Here is an 18,334-nt window from a genome sequence, read left to right on the forward strand (position 1 = left end):
CCCTATGAGTAATCCCAGTCATCGGCGCTCTCCTTATCGGCGGAGGGTCAACGGCTGGGATTGATAGCAACCACTTTAATTGCGCTTCTTAATTGAGTCAATGCCTACAACCCCAGCTCCGCCCGCACCGCAGCCACAAAGTCGCTGGTAGTTGCGGTGCCGCCGAGATCCAGCGTCGGCGCGGTGCGAGTCGCGGCGTAGACGGCCTGGCGCAGCTTGGCAGCGGGCGCAAGTTCTGAGGTCGGTGCCCCAAGGTGCTCCGCGCACATAGCCGTAGAGAGCAAAAACGCAGCCGGGTTGGCAATGCCGCGCCCGGCAATGTCCGGTGCCGAACCGTGCACCGGCTCGAAAACCGCGAAGTTGTCGCCCACATTCGCCGATGCCGCCAGCCCCAGCCCGCCAATCAGGCCTGCGCCGATGTCACTGAGGATGTCACCGATGAGGTTTTCCGCGATGATGACATCAAAGCGCGCTGGGTCGGTCACTAGCTGCATTGCCACGGCATCCGCATTGGCAAAATCGAATGTGACCTGCGAATACTCCTCAGCCACCTGCTCAACTGCCCCGCGAATCACACGCGCAGAGTCCCGCAGGATATTCGGTTTGTCCGCCACCGTCACCGTCGGCGTGGCCTCCGAATCGGGGTTTGCCGCCTGGCGCGCGAGAGCCAACTTGGCCGCCTGTCGCGCAAGGCGGTGCCACGCAAAGGACGTCGTCACGCGCAAAGAAACCGCAACGTCGCCACGCTTATCGACGGCGCGGGCCACCGTCGAGTCCTCTGCCACCTCTGCCCACAGGTGGTGGTGCGGGGAGTCGGCCGGGGCGTCGTGAGGCGGAAGGAGATAGTCGTGGCTGTAGAGGCCCTCGGTGTTTTCGCGAACGATGGTGAAGTCGGCAGTCGCGCCGGGCAGGGTGACCGGGCGGATGTTGGTGAAGAGATCGAGGCGCTGGCGCAGCTGGAGAACAGGGGAGCGGTAGATCAGGCCGGTATCGCGCAGATGCGGTGCTAGTTCTTCCTCGGCCTCGCGAGCAGGCTTCGAGGTAATCGCCGCGAGCAGAGCGGCGTCGCTGCGTCCGAGTGTTTCCCAGGTTTCCTGCGGGACGGGATTGCCGTGCGCGCACCACTGGGACCAGCCAATTTGTGCCTCTGTCAGCTCCCAGTGCGGGAAGACATCGGCGATGAGTCCTCGGCAGGCATCGGTGATTTCAGGGCCGATGCCGTCGCCGGGCAGGAGTGTGATGCGGCGCGGTGCCGCTTCTAAAGCAGTCGCAGGCTGGTCGGTTTCCATGGCTCTTAGCCTAGGACTGCGACGCCTGCGCGTGTGTGGTTTGGCCTACTTAGCGAAAGTAACCGGGATCTCGGTGATGTCCTCGAAGCCCTCGCTGTGGTCACCGAAGAGCTTCAGCACGCAGTCCTGCTGGGTGCAGTCCACGGCCTCGCCGGTGGGCACAACGCTGAGCTCGAAGTGTGCGGTGTTGTCGTCGGCGATGGTGGTGGTGCCGCCGGACTTCTTGGTAATCCACTGCTGCGACTGGGTGCCGGCACTGCGGTCACCGGTGCAGTCCGGGACGGGGTTGCCTGGAGCCTTCTCGGCGGCGCAGAGTGCGGCGTAGTAGCCGTAGTCGGGGTCGAGACCAGACAGGTCGACGGAGATGACATCGCCCTCGGAGAGGTCGTTGACCGGCTCGGCCTCCATGGTTACTTCGCCGGCGCTGGCGTCGGTTTCTTGATCTGCAGCCGAGCTGGTGGTCTCCGAGGCGTTGGCAGCATCCTGCGCGGCATCGGACGCGTCATCTGTGCCACAGGCGGCGAGAAGTGGAAGTGCGGCGACGGCCGGAACAGCCAGGAAAGCCGCGCGACGCTGGAGTGTACGAGTAGTCATAGGAGGTAACGTCCTTCCGAAAAACTGTAGAAATTACTATCTTTATTTAAGGGTAGGCTAACCTAGAACTAAAAGATAGCCTAAGATTCTTTGGGTGAGTAGAGCAAAGTCCTTTCTAAGCTCTTTGTTACTAGTGTTAGTCGTTATTTAGTCATTCTTTTTGTCGTCTATCTCCGTGCAGTGTCAGCTCACAGAGGGGGAATATGTTCACCGTGCCTGCCTGTCGCGTTCGCAGTCTTGCCGGAACACTGCTGAGTGTTGTCCTAGTCGCAGGACTAGTCGCCTGTGGTTCCGATGATGCCGCGAGGGAGGGGGCATCGTCGTCAAGCGCTGGCGTGACGACGGTTCCGCGCGCCGACAACGTTTCCGCTCACGGTGCCGCGCATGCGAACCTACCTTCGGAAAACCCCGAAGTGCTGCTGAAAGACCCGAAGCCGGCAGAAGATAAGGACTACCAGCGTATTCTCACGCTTGACCGGGCGGGAGCACTCAGCCGAGCGGTCTACACGCTTGGCCTCGGAGACCGTCTGGTGGGGCGCGACGCCACCTCCGATTTCCCGGCGGTAAAGGATCTGCCGAACCTCACCATTGGCGGACATGCAGTCAATGCTGAGTCGGTGATGAAGCTGAAGCCGGAGCTCATCATTACCGATGGCACGATTGGCCCTAGCCGTGTCTTCGACACGTTTGAAAAGGCGGGAATCACTGTCGTCCATGTGTCGGACGAGCGCACTCCCGAGACCATCAACACGCTTATCGACGAGGTTGCGGGCGCAGTCGGCCTGGCTGACCAAGTTCGCCCGGTGAAGGAGCACCTGGACAAGGAGCTGGCGGCTGCGACCGAGTACGCGCAGGCCAAGGCCGATGGCCGCAAGATGATGATCCTGTATGTGCGCGGAACCGGTGTGGCCATGATTGCGGGACCGGATTCTGGTGGGCGTTCTCTGATTACTCGTCTCGGCGGTGTCGATGCCGGTGAGGGCGTGGGTATTGAGGGTGCGTTCACGCCTATTACTCCGGAGTCCCTGATTGCTGCGGCTCCAGACACCATCCTGGTTATGTCTGGTGGCCTGGAGTCCGTCGGCGGGATTGAAGGCTTGAAGGAAATCCCGGGCATCGCACAGACCCCGGCGGGCCAGAATGAGTCCGTTGTGGACGTGCCCGATTCGCAGCTGCTGTCCTTTGACTCGCAGTCGCCGCGTGCGATTCGCGCCATTGCGGATGCTCTCTACGGTGGCGGTGCTGGTGATGGCGCTGACAAGACTGCGGGAAAGTGACTGGCTGAGCAATGCAGACAACCGCGAACAAAACTAGTCCGTTCAGACAGGTGGCCGTTTTCATTGGACTCGCCCTAGCGCTGGTGCTGGCAATAGGTTGGTCGGCCTCCGTGGGGCAGTTCGGCGCTACCGTCGGCGAATCACTGAGCTCAATGGTGAGGCTAGTGTTCAATGGCGGTCTCGGTGACGCGCCAGAGCCCATCGACACTGTGCTGTGGCAAGTGCGACTGCCGCGCATCGCGCTGGCCTGCCTCGTTGGCGCGGGGCTCGCCCTCGCAGGTGTGGCGCTGCAAGCGGTGTTCGGCAACCCGCTTGCCGAACCCGGCCTCATCGGCGTTTCCTCCGGCGCCGCGGTCGGCGCTGCCACCGCCACAGTTTTGGGCACCGCCGCCGGGCTTTCCGGAGTGCTCGGCGGAGTGTTGAGTGTCTTCGCCAGCAGCTGGGCCATTGCGGTCTCAGCTTTTATTGGTGGCGCGGTAGCCACGGCTATTGTGGCCGCCAATGCGCACGGTGGCCGCGATATCGCTCGAATCATTCTGGTCGGTGTGGCTGTGAACTCCATCTGTGGTGGTCTGGTTTCGCTCCTGACATTCGTAGCCTCCACGGCTGCCCGCGACCGCATTGTGTTCTGGCAGATGGGCTCGTTTGCCAGTGCCACCTGGACGCAGGTTGTCATTATTACGTTGGTGACAGTTCCGGCCGTGATTGCCATGTGGGTCAGCTACCGCAAGCTGGACATTCTGAGTCTTGGTGAAGCGCAAGCCCGCCACCTGGGTATTAACGTCGTCACGCTGCGTCGCGCCATCATTTTTGGCACGTCCCTGGTCGTGGCGGCTGGAGTGGCATTTTCCGGCATCATCGTCTTCATCGGCCTGGTCGTGCCGCACGCTGCACGACTGCTGCTGGGACCAGCGCATCGCACGCTGATTCCCGCATGCATCCTCGGCGGCGCGCTGGCCACAACGCTGGCCGACCTCGCGGCCCGCACCATGATCACCGGTGCGGACCTGCCGCTGGGAATGCTCACCTCGATTGTCGGTGGCCCGCTGTTCTTCTGGCTGCTCCTGCGTTCGAAGAGGGCGGTGCACTAATGGAAATTCACTCTGGCCTGGGCATTTCTGCCGAAAATGTCAGCATCACCCTGGATGGTCACCGCATCCTCAACGATGTTTCCGTGGTCGCCGAGCCCGGAAAAGTCACCGCGCTGGTCGGCCCGAATGGTGCCGGAAAGTCGACACTGCTCGCAGCGCTTTCCGGCGACCATGAGCTCAGCGGCGGCGACGTCCGGATCGGCGAGCACTCCATTGCCGAGCTCTCCATCGCCGACCTGGCCCGCTACCGCGCTGTCCTGGTGCAGAGCCAAGAACTGTCCGTGCCATTCACCAGCCGCGAGGTCATCGACTTCGGACGCAACCCCTGGGGCTGCCCGAACGAGGAGCTGCTCGCGGAAGTCATCACTGAATGCGACGTCGCGCACCTCCTTGACCGGGAAGTCCCGACCCTCTCCGGCGGCGAGCGCGCCCGCGTCCACAGCGCGCGCGTGTTCTACCAGGACACTCCCGTCGTACTTCTCGACGAACCGACCGCGGCTCTGGACCTCCACCACGCCGAAAAAATCATGGGAATGATGCGCGCCCGCGCGGCGGCGGGCAAAGCCGTGGTTGTAGTCCTGCACGATTTGTCCGCCGCAGCGGCGTATGCCAATCACGTTGTGGTGGTGGCGCAGGGGCGCGTCGTAAAGCAAGGCCCGCCTGCGGAAACCCTGGATGCACAGACCGTCAGCGAAGTCTACGGCATCGGTGTGGAAGTGCTTCAGGACTCCGCGGGCAACCCAGTGCTGGTACCTCAACGCGCGGACAAAAACCTCTCACCCCAGTCTCCGAACCTCGCAGAGAAAGAAGAAAATCATGGTTGAAAACACGATTAAAAAGGATGACAAGCTGGCTGCTCAGCCCTTGGCAGAGCGACTCAAAGTGGAGACTGCGGGTGTCCACAGTGAAGCGGAAAACTCCGACTTCATGTCGAGACTGCTGGCGGGTGAACTGGACGCGCAGGCGGCCATCGATTTAACTGGTCAGCTCTACTTTGTTTACGAAGCGTTGGAGCAGGCAGTGCGGTCCACTGCGGAGTCGCCGCAGGTCAGCGCGGTCTACGATGCGCAGCTGGAGCGCCTGGAGGCTCTGGAGGCCGACCTTGAGCATTTGGTGGGGCCTGGATGGCGGGAAAAGATCTCGCCTGTGGAGGCGACAAAGAACTACGTGGCCGAGCTTCGTGAAATCGAAAGCAACGGCAACGCCAACGCCGCATTGGCGCACCATTACGTTCGCTACTTGGGTGATCTTTCTGGTGGTCAGGTAATTGCGTCCATGCTGGCCAAGCACTACGGCATCGGTGCGGAGGGAACCCGATTCTATGACTTCTCCGCTATCGGAAAAATTAAGCCCTACCGCGACGGCTACCGACGGAGTCTGTCTGAGCTGGGCATTTCGGATGCCGATAAAGATGCCGTGGTTGACGAGGCGAAAAAGGCATTTCGTCTCAACCGGGCCATTTTCCACGACCTAGACGGCGGCCTAGACGACGCTGTGGCGTAGGTCGCGGACTGGAGTGCTGTGGCCGTGGCGGTGGGCGGTATGCGTTAGCCGATGTACACCACTGCGTTACGGCCACCCGTGCACTTGATGTTGCTGCCAGCAGGACGGCACCACATGTTGTAGGTCAGGCCAGTCGTTGGGCTGTAGGCCGTGATGGTGCCGGATTCCGCACCAGTGGAATTGCGATAGCGGACGTAGGCGCTGTGTACATTTCGAACGAACGGATCGCTCGTTGAGGACGTGCCCTTCCATGCGCTGGAGAGGTTGCCGCCAGCCAGGCCCGATGAGCGAGACGAGCCCGAATTACCGGATGAGCCACTCGAATCTTGAACAACCACGGTCTCAGTCTGCGTGACCGGTGGGTTGGGCTGGCTCGAAGCATCGGCAGCGGCCTGTGTAGTGGCAGCCGTCTGTGTGTCGGCCGCAGTTACCGAGTCATCTTTACTCAGGGTGACATAAAGTACCGCGCCAACCAGGCCCAGCAGGACCACGACCAGCACTGAAATGAGCGCAATCATTGCGCCGGAAGTACCTGATCTTTGCTGCGGATACGCCGGGGCTGTGTAAGCGAAAGTTGGTGCCGGCTGCCCAGCGAATTGGGGCTGCGGCTGTGGTTGGGGTTGAGGTGCCTGGTTCGGGTACACGGGGCCGAAAGAACCGGTGGAAGGATTCGAATTGTAGTTGGGGTCTGAGCTGGGGAACTCGTTATGCGACATGCTGGACGTACCAATCACGAGGAGGAAGTGTTCCCCCTGTGATGAGCCCAACCCGCGTAGCGAATGGTGTTCCATCCCCTGGGGACACGGTTAACGGCTTTTATTGTATTACTGGGAAAACTGTAAAGCATGTTAGGAGACGCATGTTGTCCGCAAAATGCGGCAAGGACGGGTTTAGCTAGACCCGAAATGAGGTGGTGAGCTTCAAATGAGGTTGTGACCATCGAGAAACTGCCTAAGTTTATGTCAGTTTCGGCACTAATTTCTGCTTGTTTTTGTCATAAACCTAGTCAGTAACTCATGAGCCGGTCCAAGACTCCGGGCTGCATATGTGAAACTGGGGCGCGCGTGAAACCCCACGGCCATTTTTCGGCCGTTTCGTTCATGCGCACCCCAGTTTGTTGCGAGGTGTAGCTGGTAGCTGGTAGCTGCTTAGTGGCTACATCCCCAGGATTTCCTTGAGCTCGGCCTTAATCTGGTCGAGCCGCTCGGCCGCGGCCACGTGTGGAATCGCGGACGAAGCGACCGGCAGCACGACTTCCAGGTAGCACTTCAGCTTCGGTTCCGTGCCGGAAGGCCGGGCAATGACGCGGTCGTTGGCCTCGGTGAGGATGAGAATGCCGTCGGTAGGAGGGATGTGATAGCTCTCGCCCTTGGCATCGACCATGTCTAGGCCATCATTCATGTCCGTGACCTGCGTGACCTTCGAACCAGCCAGTTGTGCAGGCGGGTTGGCGCGCAGAGTGTCCATGCCCTTGGTGATCAGCGAGCGGTCCTCGACACGGAAGGTCAACGGTGCGGTCTTGTAGAGACCATGGGCACGGGCGACATCATCCAGAAGGTCCTGGATGCCAAGACCCTGGCCCTTCAGTCGCGCCACCGCGTCGGCGACACGCACCGCCGCAGATACGCCGTCCTTGTCTCGCACGACTGCCGGGTCAGTGCAGTAGCCAATGGCCTCCTCGTAGCCGAAGACGAGCCCGTCCACACCAGCAATCCACTTAAAGCCGGTCAGTGTAGCGCGATAATTCAGTCCGTGACCTGCGGCAATCTTGCCCAGCAGGCGCGAGGACACAATCGAGTTAGCCATTGTGGCCGGAAACTCTGCGCCCTCATCATTGGTCACGGTCGCAATCCCACGGGCCTCGGCATCCGCAGCGATGACTTCACCCAGAAACGCACCGATGTCATCGCCGGAGAGCTGTCGCCAGCCGCCATCGACGCCGCTGTCCGGAATAGCTACCGAGCAGCGGTCCGCATCCGGATCAGCCGCGATGATGACATCCGCGTCTTCGTCACGTGCCAGCTCAAACGCAAGATCCAGTGCACCGGCTTCCTCCGGGTTCGGGAACGATACCGTCGGGAACTCCGGATCCGGCGCGAACTGCTTCTCGACCACGCTGACATTCGAGAAACCTGCCGCGTTCAGTGTGCGCACGATGGTCTCGCCGCCGACGCCATGCATCGGGGTGAGGACAATCTTCGCTGCCTGCTTCTCTTCGCTTGATGACGTCGTTGCGAGCGCAGCCGCCCGTTTCACATAGGCGTCCAGTAGTTCAGGACCAACCTGCTCGACGGCATCGAAGTCACGCGGGACCTCATCAGCCGGTGGAGCAGCGGCGATGGCGTCCGCAATTTGCTTGTCATGGGGCGCGATGATTTGGACGCCTCGGCGGGAATCCGACTCCACCGCGCGGCCACCGAGGTAAACCTTGTAGCCGTTGTCCTTCGGTGGATTGTGGCTGGCCGTGACCATGATGCCGGCATCGGCATTGAGGTGGCGCACGGCAAAGGCGGTCACCGGTGTGGGCAGCTGCTGTGGCAGAGCCAGGGCCTTGCCACCGGCTGCGGCGACAACCGCGGCGGCATCGCGGTGAAAATCGGCGGAGCCGTGGCGGGCATCGCAACCAATGACCACGGTGAAGTCGTCGCCCACAATGTTCTTCAGATGCGCAACCAGGCCAGCGGTGGCACGGATGACCGTGGCACGGTTCATGCGAGACTGACCAGCGGCAACGACACCGCGAAGACCTGCAGTGCCGAATTCGAGTGGCCCGGCGAAACGGCTTTCCAGCTCGGCAATCGCATCGGGGTTGGCGGCCTTGGCTTCGTCGTAAAGCGAGGAGAGCTCAGCGGCGGTGGCCGAGTCCGGATCGTGGGCGATCCAATCGGTGATGGTGGCTTGTAGCTGTTCGGAGAGCATCGGGGTTCGCCTACTTCAGACCGTCGAGGACAGCGGCGGAGGAAGAAAGGCCCAGGCGAGAGGCGCCAGCGGCGATCATTTCCTCAGCGGCAGCGGCATCGCGGATACCGCCAGAGGCTTTGACTCCAAGGCGGTCGCCCACGGTTTCGCGCATGAGTTTCACGGCGTGAGCGGAAGCGCCGCCAGCTGGGTGGAAACCTGTGGAGGTCTTGACGAAGTCTGCGCCTGCGGACTCGGAGGCCTTGCAAGCTGCGATGATTTCCTCATCGGTTAGGGCGGCCGACTCGATGATGACCTTCAGGATCTTGCCCGGAATGGCATCGCGAACAGCCTTGATTTCAGCCTCGAGGTCGTCGAAGCGGTGCTCCTTGGCGAAGGCGATGTTAATGACCATGTCGACTTCTTCAGCGCCGTCGGCCACAGCGCGAGCGGCTTCAGCGGCCTTGACCTCGGCCTTTACCGCGCCGGAGGGGAATCCGACGACAGTGGCGATGTGTAGGCCCTCAGGCACCTCGACTGGGAGCTGCGAGGGGGAGATGCAGATGGAGTAGGTGCCGAGCTTGGCGGCCTCGGCGATAAGAGCCTTGACTTGGTCAGAGGTGGCTTCTGGCTTAAGCAGGGTGTGGTCAATCATCTTGGCAACGTCAGCGCGGGAAGTCATGGGAGAAATCAAGTCCTTTCGGAAATTTGGGAGAGAGCGTCAAGGTAGGGAGGTGGCGGGCTCGGGGCGGGGAAGTGGCGCCGACGCGAGCCCATCAGTAATTTTTCTAGGACACGCGATCGAGGATAATCTCGTGCTCGGCTGTCGGCGCGGTGTCGCCGATTTCAATGCCTGGCTCGATGGACTCGAGAGCGCGCTCGAACTTATCCGGAGTTTCAGTGTGCAGCGTGAGCAGCTTCTGGCCCTTGACCACCTTGTCTCCCGGCTTGGCGAAAATCTCAATACCGGCAGTGGCCTGCACCGGATCATCCTTACGAGCACGTCCTGCGCCCAAGCGCCAGGAACCAACGCCGAGAGCCAGTGCATCCAGCTTGGTCAGGTAACCGTCGGCCTGCGCAACCACATCGTGCGTGTGAGGTGCCACCGGCAACGCGGCATCCGGATCGCCGCCCTGAGCGCGGATCATCTTCTTCCACGAATCCATTGCGCGGCCGTCCTTCAGAGCCTGCTCCACGTCGGCATCGTGCACGCCGGCCAGCTCCAGCATGTTTCGGGCCAGTTCACAGGTCAGCTCCACGACGTCCGCGGGGCCACCGCCAGCGAGAACCTCTACCGATTCGCGGACCTCGAGGGCGTTGCCGATGGTCAGGCCCAGCGGAGTGGACATGTCCGTCAGTAGCGCGCGGGTGTTCACGCCCGCATCGTTGCCCAGGTCAACCATGGTGCGGGCCAGTTCGCGGGCCTGATTTAGATCCTTCATGAAGGCGCCCGAGCCGACCTTGACATCCAGCACCAAGCTGGAGGTGCCCTCCGCAATCTTCTTGGACATGATCGACGAGGCAATCAGCGGAATGCAGTCCACCGTCGAGGTGATGTCACGCAGCGCGTAAATCTTCTTATCCGCAGGTGCCAGGCCCGCACCGGCTGCTGCGACGACCGCGCCGGAATCCTCCAGAATCTGCATCAAGCGGTCATTCGGAACATCAGCCTGCCAGCCCGGAATGGATTCCAGCTTGTCCAGGGTGCCGCCGGTGTGGCCGAGGCCGCGGCCGGACAGCTGCGGGACGGCTACGCCGTAGGAGGACACCAGTGGGCCCAGCGGCAGCGTGATTTTGTCACCGACACCACCGGTGGAGTGCTTGTCCGTGGTGGGCTTGCTCAGCGATGCGAAGCTCATGGTCTCGCCCGAGTCAATCATCGCCTGAGTCCAATCCACAATCTCGCGACGGTTCATGCCGCGGATGAAGATGGCCATGTTCAACGCCGCCATCTGTTCATCGCCCACGACGCCGCGAGTGTAGGCATCAATGACCCAGGAAATCTCTTCCGGACTGAGCTCACCGCCATCACGCTTTACCTTGATGACGTCAACTACATCGAACTTTTCAGCCATTGTTCGCTCCTTTTATAGGCGATTGTGCTTAGCGATATTGGTCTTGTGAACTCTGCTGATTCCGATTATCATCAGCACTAGAACAAATGTCAATAGTTAACTTTCCATTTGTACCCACATAAGTATGTTTGCATAAACACCTCGAACAGGCTCGGGGAGGGAGAGCACAATGTCTCACATCTCAGACGAAGAATTACTGGCTAAGGCCTACGCAGCCACGGAAAACTCGTACGTCCCCTATTCAGGTTTTCCGGTCGGTGCCGCACTTCTGCTTGACGACGGCACGGTGGTCACAGGCTGCAACGTGGAAAATGCATCCTATGGCTTGACCAACTGCGCAGAGCGTACAGCCGTGTTCCGCATGGTCGCGGAGCACGGCGGCAACCATAAGATTGCGGCCTGTGCCATTGTCGGGCGAAAGGCGGCACCGTGCCACCCCTGTGGTGCCTGTCGGCAGGTCCTGCACGAATTTGGGTGCAAGCGTGTCATTGTGGAATCCGAGCGCCCGGAAAATGGTGGTTTAGGCGCTCCGGCCAGCATCGACTTCGAAAAAATTCTCCCTTACGCCTTTGGTCCCGAGGACCTGTAGGCATCATCACCGCAGCCTCTTTTATCAAGAAAGAAGACCTTAGTCATGGATAGACTGCAAGGCTTACTGGGCATCATCCTCGTCATCGGATTTGCCATTGCTATCTCAAAGAACAGGAAAGCCATTAACTGGCGCACACTCGGCGTTGGCCTGCTGCTGCAAGCGGTGTTCGCGCTGGTAGTGCTGAAGTGGGAACCCGGCTTCCAGGCGTTGAAGAGCGTGGCCGGTGCCATTGAGAAGATGATCGACTTTACAAATGAGGGCACCTCGTTTGTCTTCGGTAATCTTTTCGACGGCACGGGTAAAAACTTCGTCTTCGTGCTCAACGTGCTGCCAGTGATCATCTTCCTGGGCGCGGTCCTCGGCGCCCTCTACTACCTGCGGGTAGTGCAGTACTTCGTTGAATATGTCGGGTCCGCACTGAAGTTCATTATGGGAACCTCGAAGGTGGAGTCCGTCTTCGCTTCCACGGTGATTTTCCTCGGGCAGTCGGAGGCTCCGCTCGTCGTTAAGCCGTATATTCCGAAACTGACCAAGTCGGAGCTGTTCGCATGTATGTCGGGCGGTTTTGCGTCGGTGGCCGGATCGACCTTGATCGGTTACTCCCTGCTCGGTGCGCCGTTGGAGTACCTGCTGGCGGCATCGGTAATGAACGCGCCGGGCTCGCTGCTGATTGCGAAGACTTTCTGGCCGGAGACGGAGGAATCCGATCTGGATGCGTCGGTGAAGGATGTCCGCGACACTGAGTCGAAGAACGTCATTGACGCGCTAGGATCGGGTGCGTTGGCCGGCGGTCGTATCGCTGTGGTTGTGGCATGTCTGTTGATTGCGTTCATCGCTGTGATTGCGATGCTGTCGGCCATGATTGGCGGCATCGGCGGCTGGTTCGGTCAGGAAAACTGGTCACTGGAGGGGCTGTTCGGCCTAATCTTCGCGCCGATTGCCTGGTTGATTGGTGTGCCGTGGGAGAACGCAGGGCTGGTCGGTAGCTTCATTGGTGAGAAGACGATTCTGAACGAGTTCGTCGGCTACACCTCGTTCTCGGAGCACGTCGACTCGCTGGATCCGAAGTCCATCATGTTGGCGACCTTCGCCCTGGCTGGCTTCGCCAACCTGTCTTCCATTGCAATTCAGATCGGTTCCTTCGGTGCGCTATCGCCGGAGCGTCGCGGTGAGATTGCCAAGAACGGTCCGCTGGCGCTGATTGCGGGTCTGTGCACCAACCTGCTCAACGCTGCAATTGTGGGTGTGATTGCGCTATAGCTAGGTGCTTGCTGTGTGGTTAGTTACTGGCCCTGCTAGTCGATCTTCTGGAACGGATCGGTAGCAGGGTCAGTCTCAGCAGCGGGCTGCGAGGAAAAATCTTCAGTTGCTTCTGCTGGCATTTTATCCAGGCGGTCGGGTTCCTCAGTTCGGAATTCGGCCGCCTGCTTTTCTAGATTCTGATGGATCTTCTGCTCGCCCTCGGCGGCCGCGGTAGCTCGGGGTGGAAGCTGGATGTATCGCTCTGCGGGCAGGCCGGCGCGCAGTTGGCGCATCCTCTCAACCTCGGCATCCAGCTTAAAGCCGAAGACCACGACGACATTAATGCCCCAAAGTGCAGTCATGAGAGCAATGACGGCACCCATGGCGCCGTAGGGGTTTGATGCCGCAAAGTTGAACAGGTAAAGCTGCAATGCCTTGCCAATAATCAGCGAGCTGATAATTGCCAGTGCCGAACCGGTACTGAGCCAGCGGAATTTGCGCATGCGCACGTTCGGTGTGAAGTAGTACAGCGAGCCAATCAGAATCATCGACATGACGATAATGACCGGCCAGCGCAGCCAACTCCAGACGGAGATGCAGAAGTCAATGACCTGTCGCGTGGTCGATTCAATGCCCAACGGGCGGGCAACCGGTTCGACGATGGTGATAACTAGCTGGTCATTGACAATAATCGCAATAAGCAGCACCACCGTGCCAATGAGCAGCAATAGCGTAATGGCGACCATGAGCAGGTGGTAGCGAATTAGCGTGCGACCTTCGGAAACGCCATAGATGGAGTTACCCGTGCGCGAAAATGCGCGCGTGTAGGCCGACGACGAAATCAGCGCGAAGATAATACCGATAGTCAGTGCGACAAGACCGCCCGTGGCGGAGCCGATAATCGTTGAGATGACATTGCGAATCGGTTCGGCATACTCAGCTGGAATGTAGCTGCGGATGAAATCCTCGGTCAGTCGGTTGAGGTCTTCTGTATAGCCGGCCAACATCAGCGTGGCAATTGAGTAAATCGCAAGCAGTGCGGGTGCGAAGGTTAGCACCGTGTAGTAAGTCAACTTCGCGGCAGCGTCGAAACCGAGCTCCAAGAAAAACTCGATACCCGCACGCTTGAGAGCGTAGAGCGCTCCTTTCCATCCCACGGATGGCAATTTCTTCGCGGACTGAGCAAAAGATGCATCTGCCGACTCGTAGGCCTGAAGTGTGTGCTTGATCTGCTGTGCTGGTGACACCTAAAGAATCGTCCTCTCCGACCGAACAGCGGCTGCGGTACGTGTGCGACATATGCGCTGACATGCAGGCTCGCTTAAGTCTATCGGTCGAAGAGGGCAGAGGCGCTTCTCAGACCCGGGTGTCAGTTCTTTGTACTGATGCGTCCCGAGACGGCTATTCCGTGGCAGAGGGAGGGGCAGGGGCTAGACGGTGAGACTGGCGAGCCCGGTCAGTCCGATGAGTCCGATGAGTCCAGCGAAAGTAGGCGCTCGGCAGTGGCATCGTCAATGACCAAGTGAGTGGCCAACTTTGTTCGAAGGGCCACATCGATAGCCTCGGCCTTGTGTGCGCCACCGGCCACAAGTACCCGAGTGGGGATCCGGCGCAGGTCAGAGAGGCTGATACCTACCGTGCGGGCATCGACCTCTGGCAGCGCAATGCCACCGTCCGGGCGGTAGAAGCGTGAGCAGGCATCGCCCACTGCGCGCTCCACGAGTAAGTCCTTTTCGGTTGCCGACAGCTGCCCCAAGTTCAAGGCCAGTGAATCATGGTCGACTGCGCCGACAGTGAAAACGGCAATGTCCACCGTCCGGCCAAGCGCCAATACGCTGGCGATGAACCGATCCTGTTCCACGATGCGCTTGGTCTCGACCGAATCGAAAATCACCGGCAGCGGCAATGTGCGGGCATAGGCATGGAAAGCGTGGCAGAACCCGCCAATAGTGCGGATGTCATTCGTCGACTTATCGGAATGACTCATTCCGCCCTTGAGCTGCACAATTTCCACGCCCGAGACATCCTTGGACTTCAGTTGCGTGGATACGGAGTACATGGTCTTACCCCACGAAACACCGAGAAGGGTACCGTCGACCACCAGCTCGTCGAGAAGCTCGGCGCCCACACGCCCCAACTCGCGGAGTAAGACTGCGTTGCCAGCGCGTGCCGGTTGCGCCAGGCGCACATCGTTGAGCTGGTAGCGATCCCGCATCTGCGTCGCGGTCTCTGAGGCTTCCTCGCGCGGGTCGTGGATTTCAATGCGCACGTAACCGCGCTCACGGCCAAGGTTGAGCAGTTTAGAGACCGTTGGGCGGGAAACCCCGAGTTCGGTTGCAACCTGAGACTGTGTGAGCCCCTCGCCGTAATAGAGCTTGACGGCGGTGAGTGCTTGGATGTCGCGGGTGTCCACAGCGGCCTCCTCCAGCAAGAGCACTTAGTAAGCGCACTTGTAACAGGAACCTCGCTTGATTGGGACCCTGCCCGACTTGGTCATCGGGAAAGCGTGCGCCTCACCTGTGATTTTAGTTCCACGTTTGCAAAAACAAAAAGTCAGCTTTTGCATTTGTAGTAAACGGTGAGGCATTTGCTGTCCCCGGAGGCTGCGGAAGGCATCGGAGAGCCCGGAAAGCATCGGAGGATAAGGCAGCGCAGGTTGAGTTCCCGCAGAATTACCAGATATTCACGCGCTCATTCGGCTCACGCCACATGCCGTCCCCCGCTGAAGTGCCGAAGGCCTCATGGAACTCATCGATGTTGCTGGCAATGACGTTGCAGCGGAACTCCGCTGGTGAGTGCGGGTCGATGGCAAGCAGCTGGCGTGCAAACTCCGGACGAATCTTGGAACGCCAGACCAGTGCCCACTGCTTGAACAGGTCACGGTAGGTCTCGGGGGTGTCCTCCAGCCCGAGCTCCTTCCCGCGGGCAGCGAGGAAACGTCGGAAAGCGACGACGGCAATACCAAGCCCGCCCAAGTCACCGATGTTCTCGCCCAGGGTGAAGCGACCATTGACGCCGGGCAGGTCAGCGCCCTCCTCGGCCTGCTCGCGCAGAGCCTGCGGAACCAGGCCCTCGTACTGGTCCACCAGCGCGGAGGTCAGCTTCTCAAAAGCTGCACGATCCTCATCGGTCCACCACTGGTGAAGGTTGCCGTGACCGTCATACTGCGAGCCCTGGTCATCAAAACCATGCCCAATCTCGTGACCAATAACCGCACCGATGCCACCGAAGTTCTCCGCCGGAGAAGCGTCCGGTGAGAAGAACGGCGACTGCAAAATCGCAGCCGGGAACGTGATGTCATTGACCACTGGATTGTAGAAGGCATTGACCGTCTGCGGAGTACCATGCCACTCATCACGATTGGCCGGGGTGCCCAGCTTTGCCACCTCATAATCATGCGCAAAAGCGCTGGCAGCGCGAGCATTCTCCATCAGTGAATCCCCGAGCTCCATCGCCGAGTAATCACGCCAACGCTCCGGGTAACCAATCTTGGCCTTAAATAGCGACAACTTCTCCAGCGCCCGCTCCTGCGTCGCCTTCGTCATCCACGGCAGCTCCGAAATGCGCTCCCGGTACGCCGCCAGCAGGTAGTCCACCAGTTCCAAGACCTGCTCCTTGTACTCCGGTGGGAAATGCTTTTCCACATACAGCTTGCCGACGTCATGTCCAACCGTCCCGTCCGCAAAGGCAACACCACGCTTCCAGCGTGCACGCTGCTCGGTCGAACCCTGCAAGGTGCGGCCGTAGAAGTTAAAGCTCTCCGCAGAGAAGTCATCCGACAGGTAGGCGGCACGCTGGTGGAGGACGCGCCACAGTGCCCACAGGCGCAGATCTGCCAGGTCAGTGTCCTGCCACAGCTTGCTTAAGTGCTCGAAGTACGACGGCATCATCACCACGATGGTGTCGATGGCAGTCTGGTTCGTCTCATTGACACCGGTGGCCGCGAGCCACTCCGCGACCGGGAAGCCGGTGGGGAGGTCAGAAATGGCCGTCTTGTTATAGGTCTTCAGTGCATCGCGGGTATCGACCACATTCCAGTGACCAGCGGCAATACGCTTTTCAAAAGCCACGATGCGCGCCGCCGCAGCGGCCGGGTCCACCAACTCGAATGCAGCAAGCGCGGTGGAGAGGTTCCCCGCGCCGTCGTCATGCGAGGAGAGAAGCTTCAACATAGCGGCAACATGCTGTTCATAGGCAGCGAGGGTGTCGGCGTGACCCGGCTCGCGGTAGTAAGCCTCATCCGGGAGGCCGAGACCCGACTGCAACAGATAGAGAGCGTCCAGGTCCGAGCCAGAATCCTTCTCTACCCAGTACCCGAGCGCACCACCGACACCGAGGCGGTCGAGGCGGCCGAGCGCCAACGCCAGCTCATGCGCGTTCTCGGCGGAGGCAATCATTTCTAAATCCTGCGCGAGAGGAGCTGCGCCGGCGTTATTAATAGCGGCTTCGTCCATAAAAGAGTTGTACAAGCGAGCGACGCGGGAATTCGGATCCGCATCGGCGGCAGTGGTGATGAGCTCGCGGACGTTTTCCTCCGCCTCATCCCTCAGCTTGTAAAAGGCGCCATCGATGGGGCGGTCAGCCGGGATGACGTGATTGTTAATCCACTCACCGTTGGTGGCCAAGTAGAGGTCATCCTGCGGGCGAGGAGTTGTTGAGAATTGGGACGTTGCGGACTGGGTCTCAGTATTAGTGCTATTTGTCATGCCGCCAGTCTAGGGGCAAGGGCGGATTGAAGCTGTGACTGGAGGGGTGGAATAAGTTTAGGCTTACGAATGGGGCTGAAGTGGTTTAGGGGGTAAGGTGCAAACCATGAAATTTCTTCCACTTTCCGCGACCGCGGTGCTGAAGCGACGCCCGGGACGCGCCACTTTGGCAAGTATCGTGGCCGTTGCGCCGCTGACCTTGGGTGCTATTGCACCGGCAGACGCGCAACCCCAGGACGCATCTGCACACTCCAACCCGTCCGCTGCTGATTCCAAGGGCTCGCTCGACTTTTTGACTGTTCAGGAGTCGCAGGGCTCTGATGCCAACGGTTCGTCCACTAACTCTGAGTCGAGCGCTGAGTCTCAATCCACCGAGAATGCATCGTCTAACTCGGCGCGCACCGGCTTCCACATGGGGCCGACCGGCGTGGACGTCTCCAAGTGGCAGCGCCCGGGTGGCGTCGCGCTGAAATGGGACGAGGTCGCAGCCAGCGGCCAGAAGTTCGCTTTCATCAAGGCCACCGACGGTGTCGAAGGTGACCAGAAGTACTTCCTCGAGGACTCCATTGCTGCAGCGAAGGCCGGTCTGTATGTGGGCAGCTACCACAAGGCACACCCGGATCGCTCCGCAACCGCGCAGGCTGACCAGTACGTAGAAGCACTGCAGCAGCGCGATGAGCAAATCTCCACAGACAAGACACTGCCGCCGGTGCTGGACATCGAGCTGGATAATGGCCTCAACCCGACCCAGTTGCAGAAGTGGACCAAGGACTTCCTCGAGCGCGTAGAGGAAAAGACCGGCGAAACCCCGATGATTTACACCTACCGTTGGTTCTGGCAGAACCCGATGGGTAACTCGACCGACTTCACCGACTACCCGCTGTGGCTCGCCGCCTACGAAGACAGCGCTCCGACCTCACTGCCGGGCGGTTGGGAGAGTATGGCCTTCTGGCAGCGTTCCTCCACCGGCCGCGTCGATGGCATCCCGACCAACGTGGACGAGGACGTCTTCAACGGCACCGAAGCTGAGCTGCAGCAGCTGGCTGCTGCTCACTAGCAGGATGTTG

The 18,334-nt window shown here is 60.1% G+C and carries 16 protein-coding genes; 7 read left to right on the forward strand and 9 right to left on the reverse strand.

The genetic code is table 11. From position 1 onward, the window contains the following. Positions 1-104: 104 nt before the first annotated feature. Both CRD20_RS05525 and CRD20_RS05530 read right to left on the reverse strand, forming a co-directional pair. Positions 105-1,289: an isocitrate/isopropylmalate family dehydrogenase gene (locus tag CRD20_RS05525; protein WP_187405014.1), complete on the reverse strand. Its 1,185-nt coding sequence runs from the start codon at positions 1,287-1,289 to the stop codon at positions 105-107. Positions 1,290-1,334: 45 nt separating this feature from the next. Beyond that, entirely contained in the window at positions 1,335-1,883 is a 549-nt protein-coding gene (locus tag CRD20_RS05530) for a neocarzinostatin apoprotein domain-containing protein (protein WP_187405015.1), read from the reverse strand. A 203-nt stretch (positions 1,884-2,086) separates the two neighbouring features. Here CRD20_RS05530 and CRD20_RS05535 point away from each other — a divergent pair, with 203 nt between their 5' ends. Genes CRD20_RS05535 through CRD20_RS05550 form a run of 4 tightly spaced genes read left to right on the forward strand, consistent with a single transcriptional unit; the run spans position 2,087 to position 5,754 of the window. Then, positions 2,087-3,160 carry a hemin ABC transporter substrate-binding protein gene (locus CRD20_RS05535; protein ID WP_187405016.1) on the forward strand — a complete coding sequence of 358 codons (1,074 nt, stop codon included), beginning with the start codon at positions 2,087-2,089 and terminating at the stop codon, positions 3,158-3,160. A gap of 11 nt (positions 3,161-3,171) precedes the next feature. Further along, positions 3,172-4,251 carry an iron ABC transporter permease gene (locus CRD20_RS05540; RefSeq protein ID WP_187405017.1) on the forward strand — a complete coding sequence of 360 codons (1,080 nt, stop codon included), beginning with the start codon at positions 3,172-3,174 and terminating at the stop codon, positions 4,249-4,251. Continuing rightward, positions 4,251-5,075 (forward strand): heme ABC transporter ATP-binding protein, encoded by an 825-nt coding sequence (locus CRD20_RS05545; RefSeq protein ID WP_016421809.1) that lies wholly within the window; start codon positions 4,251-4,253, stop codon positions 5,073-5,075. The genes CRD20_RS05540 and CRD20_RS05545 overlap by 1 nt, the downstream gene beginning before the upstream one ends. Continuing rightward, positions 5,068-5,754, forward strand: coding sequence for a heme oxygenase (biliverdin-producing) (locus tag CRD20_RS05550; protein WP_187405018.1), 687 nt, complete (start codon positions 5,068-5,070; stop codon positions 5,752-5,754). The genes CRD20_RS05545 and CRD20_RS05550 overlap by 8 nt, the downstream gene beginning before the upstream one ends. A gap of 44 nt (positions 5,755-5,798) precedes the next feature. On the opposite strand, the gene CRD20_RS11170 is transcribed toward CRD20_RS05550, so the two are convergent. The 4 genes from CRD20_RS11170 to CRD20_RS05570 all read right to left on the reverse strand — a co-directional run bounded on the left by CRD20_RS11170 (position 5,799) and on the right by CRD20_RS05570 (position 10,727). Then, positions 5,799-6,272 carry a hypothetical protein gene (locus CRD20_RS11170; protein WP_255468739.1) on the reverse strand — a complete coding sequence of 158 codons (474 nt, stop codon included), beginning with the start codon at positions 6,270-6,272 and terminating at the stop codon, positions 5,799-5,801. A 637-nt stretch (positions 6,273-6,909) separates the two neighbouring features. Beyond that, positions 6,910-8,673, reverse strand: a complete 1,764-nt coding sequence (locus CRD20_RS05560) for a phospho-sugar mutase (protein WP_187405020.1) — start codon at positions 8,671-8,673, stop codon at positions 6,910-6,912. A 10-nt stretch (positions 8,674-8,683) separates the two neighbouring features. Continuing rightward, positions 8,684-9,334 (reverse strand): deoxyribose-phosphate aldolase, encoded by a 651-nt coding sequence (gene deoC / locus CRD20_RS05565; RefSeq protein ID WP_187405021.1) that lies wholly within the window; start codon positions 9,332-9,334, stop codon positions 8,684-8,686. A 106-nt stretch (positions 9,335-9,440) separates the two neighbouring features. Further along, positions 9,441-10,727, reverse strand: a complete 1,287-nt coding sequence (locus CRD20_RS05570) for a thymidine phosphorylase (protein ID WP_070862555.1) — start codon at positions 10,725-10,727, stop codon at positions 9,441-9,443. A gap of 169 nt (positions 10,728-10,896) precedes the next feature. Here CRD20_RS05570 and CRD20_RS05575 point away from each other — a divergent pair, with 169 nt between their 5' ends. Then, the gene (locus tag CRD20_RS05575) at positions 10,897-11,316 is read left to right on the forward strand and encodes a cytidine deaminase (RefSeq protein ID WP_049189792.1); all 420 of its coding nucleotides are present in this window, start codon (positions 10,897-10,899) and stop codon (positions 11,314-11,316) included. A 45-nt stretch (positions 11,317-11,361) separates the two neighbouring features. Further along, on the forward strand, positions 11,362-12,579 hold the full coding sequence (locus CRD20_RS05580) for a NupC/NupG family nucleoside CNT transporter (protein WP_048732023.1): 1,218 nt from the start codon (positions 11,362-11,364) through the stop codon (positions 12,577-12,579). A gap of 35 nt (positions 12,580-12,614) precedes the next feature. On the opposite strand, the gene CRD20_RS05585 is transcribed toward CRD20_RS05580, so the two are convergent. From CRD20_RS05585 to CRD20_RS05595, 3 genes are all read right to left on the reverse strand, one after another. Then, positions 12,615-13,808, reverse strand: coding sequence for a YihY/virulence factor BrkB family protein (locus tag CRD20_RS05585; RefSeq protein ID WP_370545976.1), 1,194 nt, complete (start codon positions 13,806-13,808; stop codon positions 12,615-12,617). A gap of 209 nt (positions 13,809-14,017) precedes the next feature. Next, entirely contained in the window at positions 14,018-14,974 is a 957-nt protein-coding gene (locus CRD20_RS05590; RefSeq protein ID WP_187405022.1) for a sugar-binding transcriptional regulator, read from the reverse strand. A 259-nt stretch (positions 14,975-15,233) separates the two neighbouring features. Beyond that, positions 15,234-17,267 carry a M13 family metallopeptidase gene (locus CRD20_RS05595; protein ID WP_187405023.1) on the reverse strand — a complete coding sequence of 678 codons (2,034 nt, stop codon included), beginning with the start codon at positions 17,265-17,267 and terminating at the stop codon, positions 15,234-15,236. A gap of 106 nt (positions 17,268-17,373) precedes the next feature. Here CRD20_RS05595 and CRD20_RS05600 point away from each other — a divergent pair, with 106 nt between their 5' ends. Continuing rightward, positions 17,374-18,324 carry a glycoside hydrolase family 25 protein gene (locus CRD20_RS05600; RefSeq protein WP_187405024.1) on the forward strand — a complete coding sequence of 317 codons (951 nt, stop codon included), beginning with the start codon at positions 17,374-17,376 and terminating at the stop codon, positions 18,322-18,324. The last annotated feature ends 10 nt before the right edge of the window (positions 18,325-18,334 follow it).

It is taken from the genome of Corynebacterium sp. LK33, assembly GCF_014334955.1.
Lineage (GTDB): Bacteria > Actinomycetota > Actinomycetes > Mycobacteriales > Mycobacteriaceae > Corynebacterium > Corynebacterium jeikeium_D.

Bases quoted from the DNA above. Each gene is read 5' to 3' on its own strand.
- CRD20_RS05525 (WP_187405014.1), bottom strand. From the start codon at position 1,289: ATGGAAACCGACCAGCCTGCGACTGCTTTAGAAGCGGCACCGCGCCGC.
- CRD20_RS05575 (WP_049189792.1), top strand. From the start codon at position 10,897: ATGTCTCACATCTCAGACGAAGAATTACTGGCTAAGGCCTACGCAGCC.
- CRD20_RS05600 (WP_187405024.1), top strand. From the start codon at position 17,374: ATGAAATTTCTTCCACTTTCCGCGACCGCGGTGCTGAAGCGACGCCCG.
- CRD20_RS05580 (WP_048732023.1), top strand. From the start codon at position 11,362: ATGGATAGACTGCAAGGCTTACTGGGCATCATCCTCGTCATCGGATTT.
- CRD20_RS05530 (WP_187405015.1), bottom strand. From the start codon at position 1,883: ATGACTACTCGTACACTCCAGCGTCGCGCGGCTTTCCTGGCTGTTCCG.
- CRD20_RS05595 (WP_187405023.1), bottom strand. From the start codon at position 17,267: ATGACAAATAGCACTAATACTGAGACCCAGTCCGCAACGTCCCAATTC.
- CRD20_RS05570 (WP_070862555.1), bottom strand. From the start codon at position 10,727: ATGGCTGAAAAGTTCGATGTAGTTGACGTCATCAAGGTAAAGCGTGAT.
- CRD20_RS05550 (WP_187405018.1), top strand. From the start codon at position 5,068: ATGGTTGAAAACACGATTAAAAAGGATGACAAGCTGGCTGCTCAGCCC.
- CRD20_RS05540 (WP_187405017.1), top strand. From the start codon at position 3,172: ATGCAGACAACCGCGAACAAAACTAGTCCGTTCAGACAGGTGGCCGTT.
- CRD20_RS05545 (WP_016421809.1), top strand. From the start codon at position 4,251: ATGGAAATTCACTCTGGCCTGGGCATTTCTGCCGAAAATGTCAGCATC.
- CRD20_RS05560 (WP_187405020.1), bottom strand. From the start codon at position 8,673: ATGCTCTCCGAACAGCTACAAGCCACCATCACCGATTGGATCGCCCAC.
- CRD20_RS11170 (WP_255468739.1), bottom strand. From the start codon at position 6,272: ATGATTGCGCTCATTTCAGTGCTGGTCGTGGTCCTGCTGGGCCTGGTT.
- deoC (WP_187405021.1), bottom strand. From the start codon at position 9,334: ATGACTTCCCGCGCTGACGTTGCCAAGATGATTGACCACACCCTGCTT.
- CRD20_RS05535 (WP_187405016.1), top strand. From the start codon at position 2,087: ATGTTCACCGTGCCTGCCTGTCGCGTTCGCAGTCTTGCCGGAACACTG.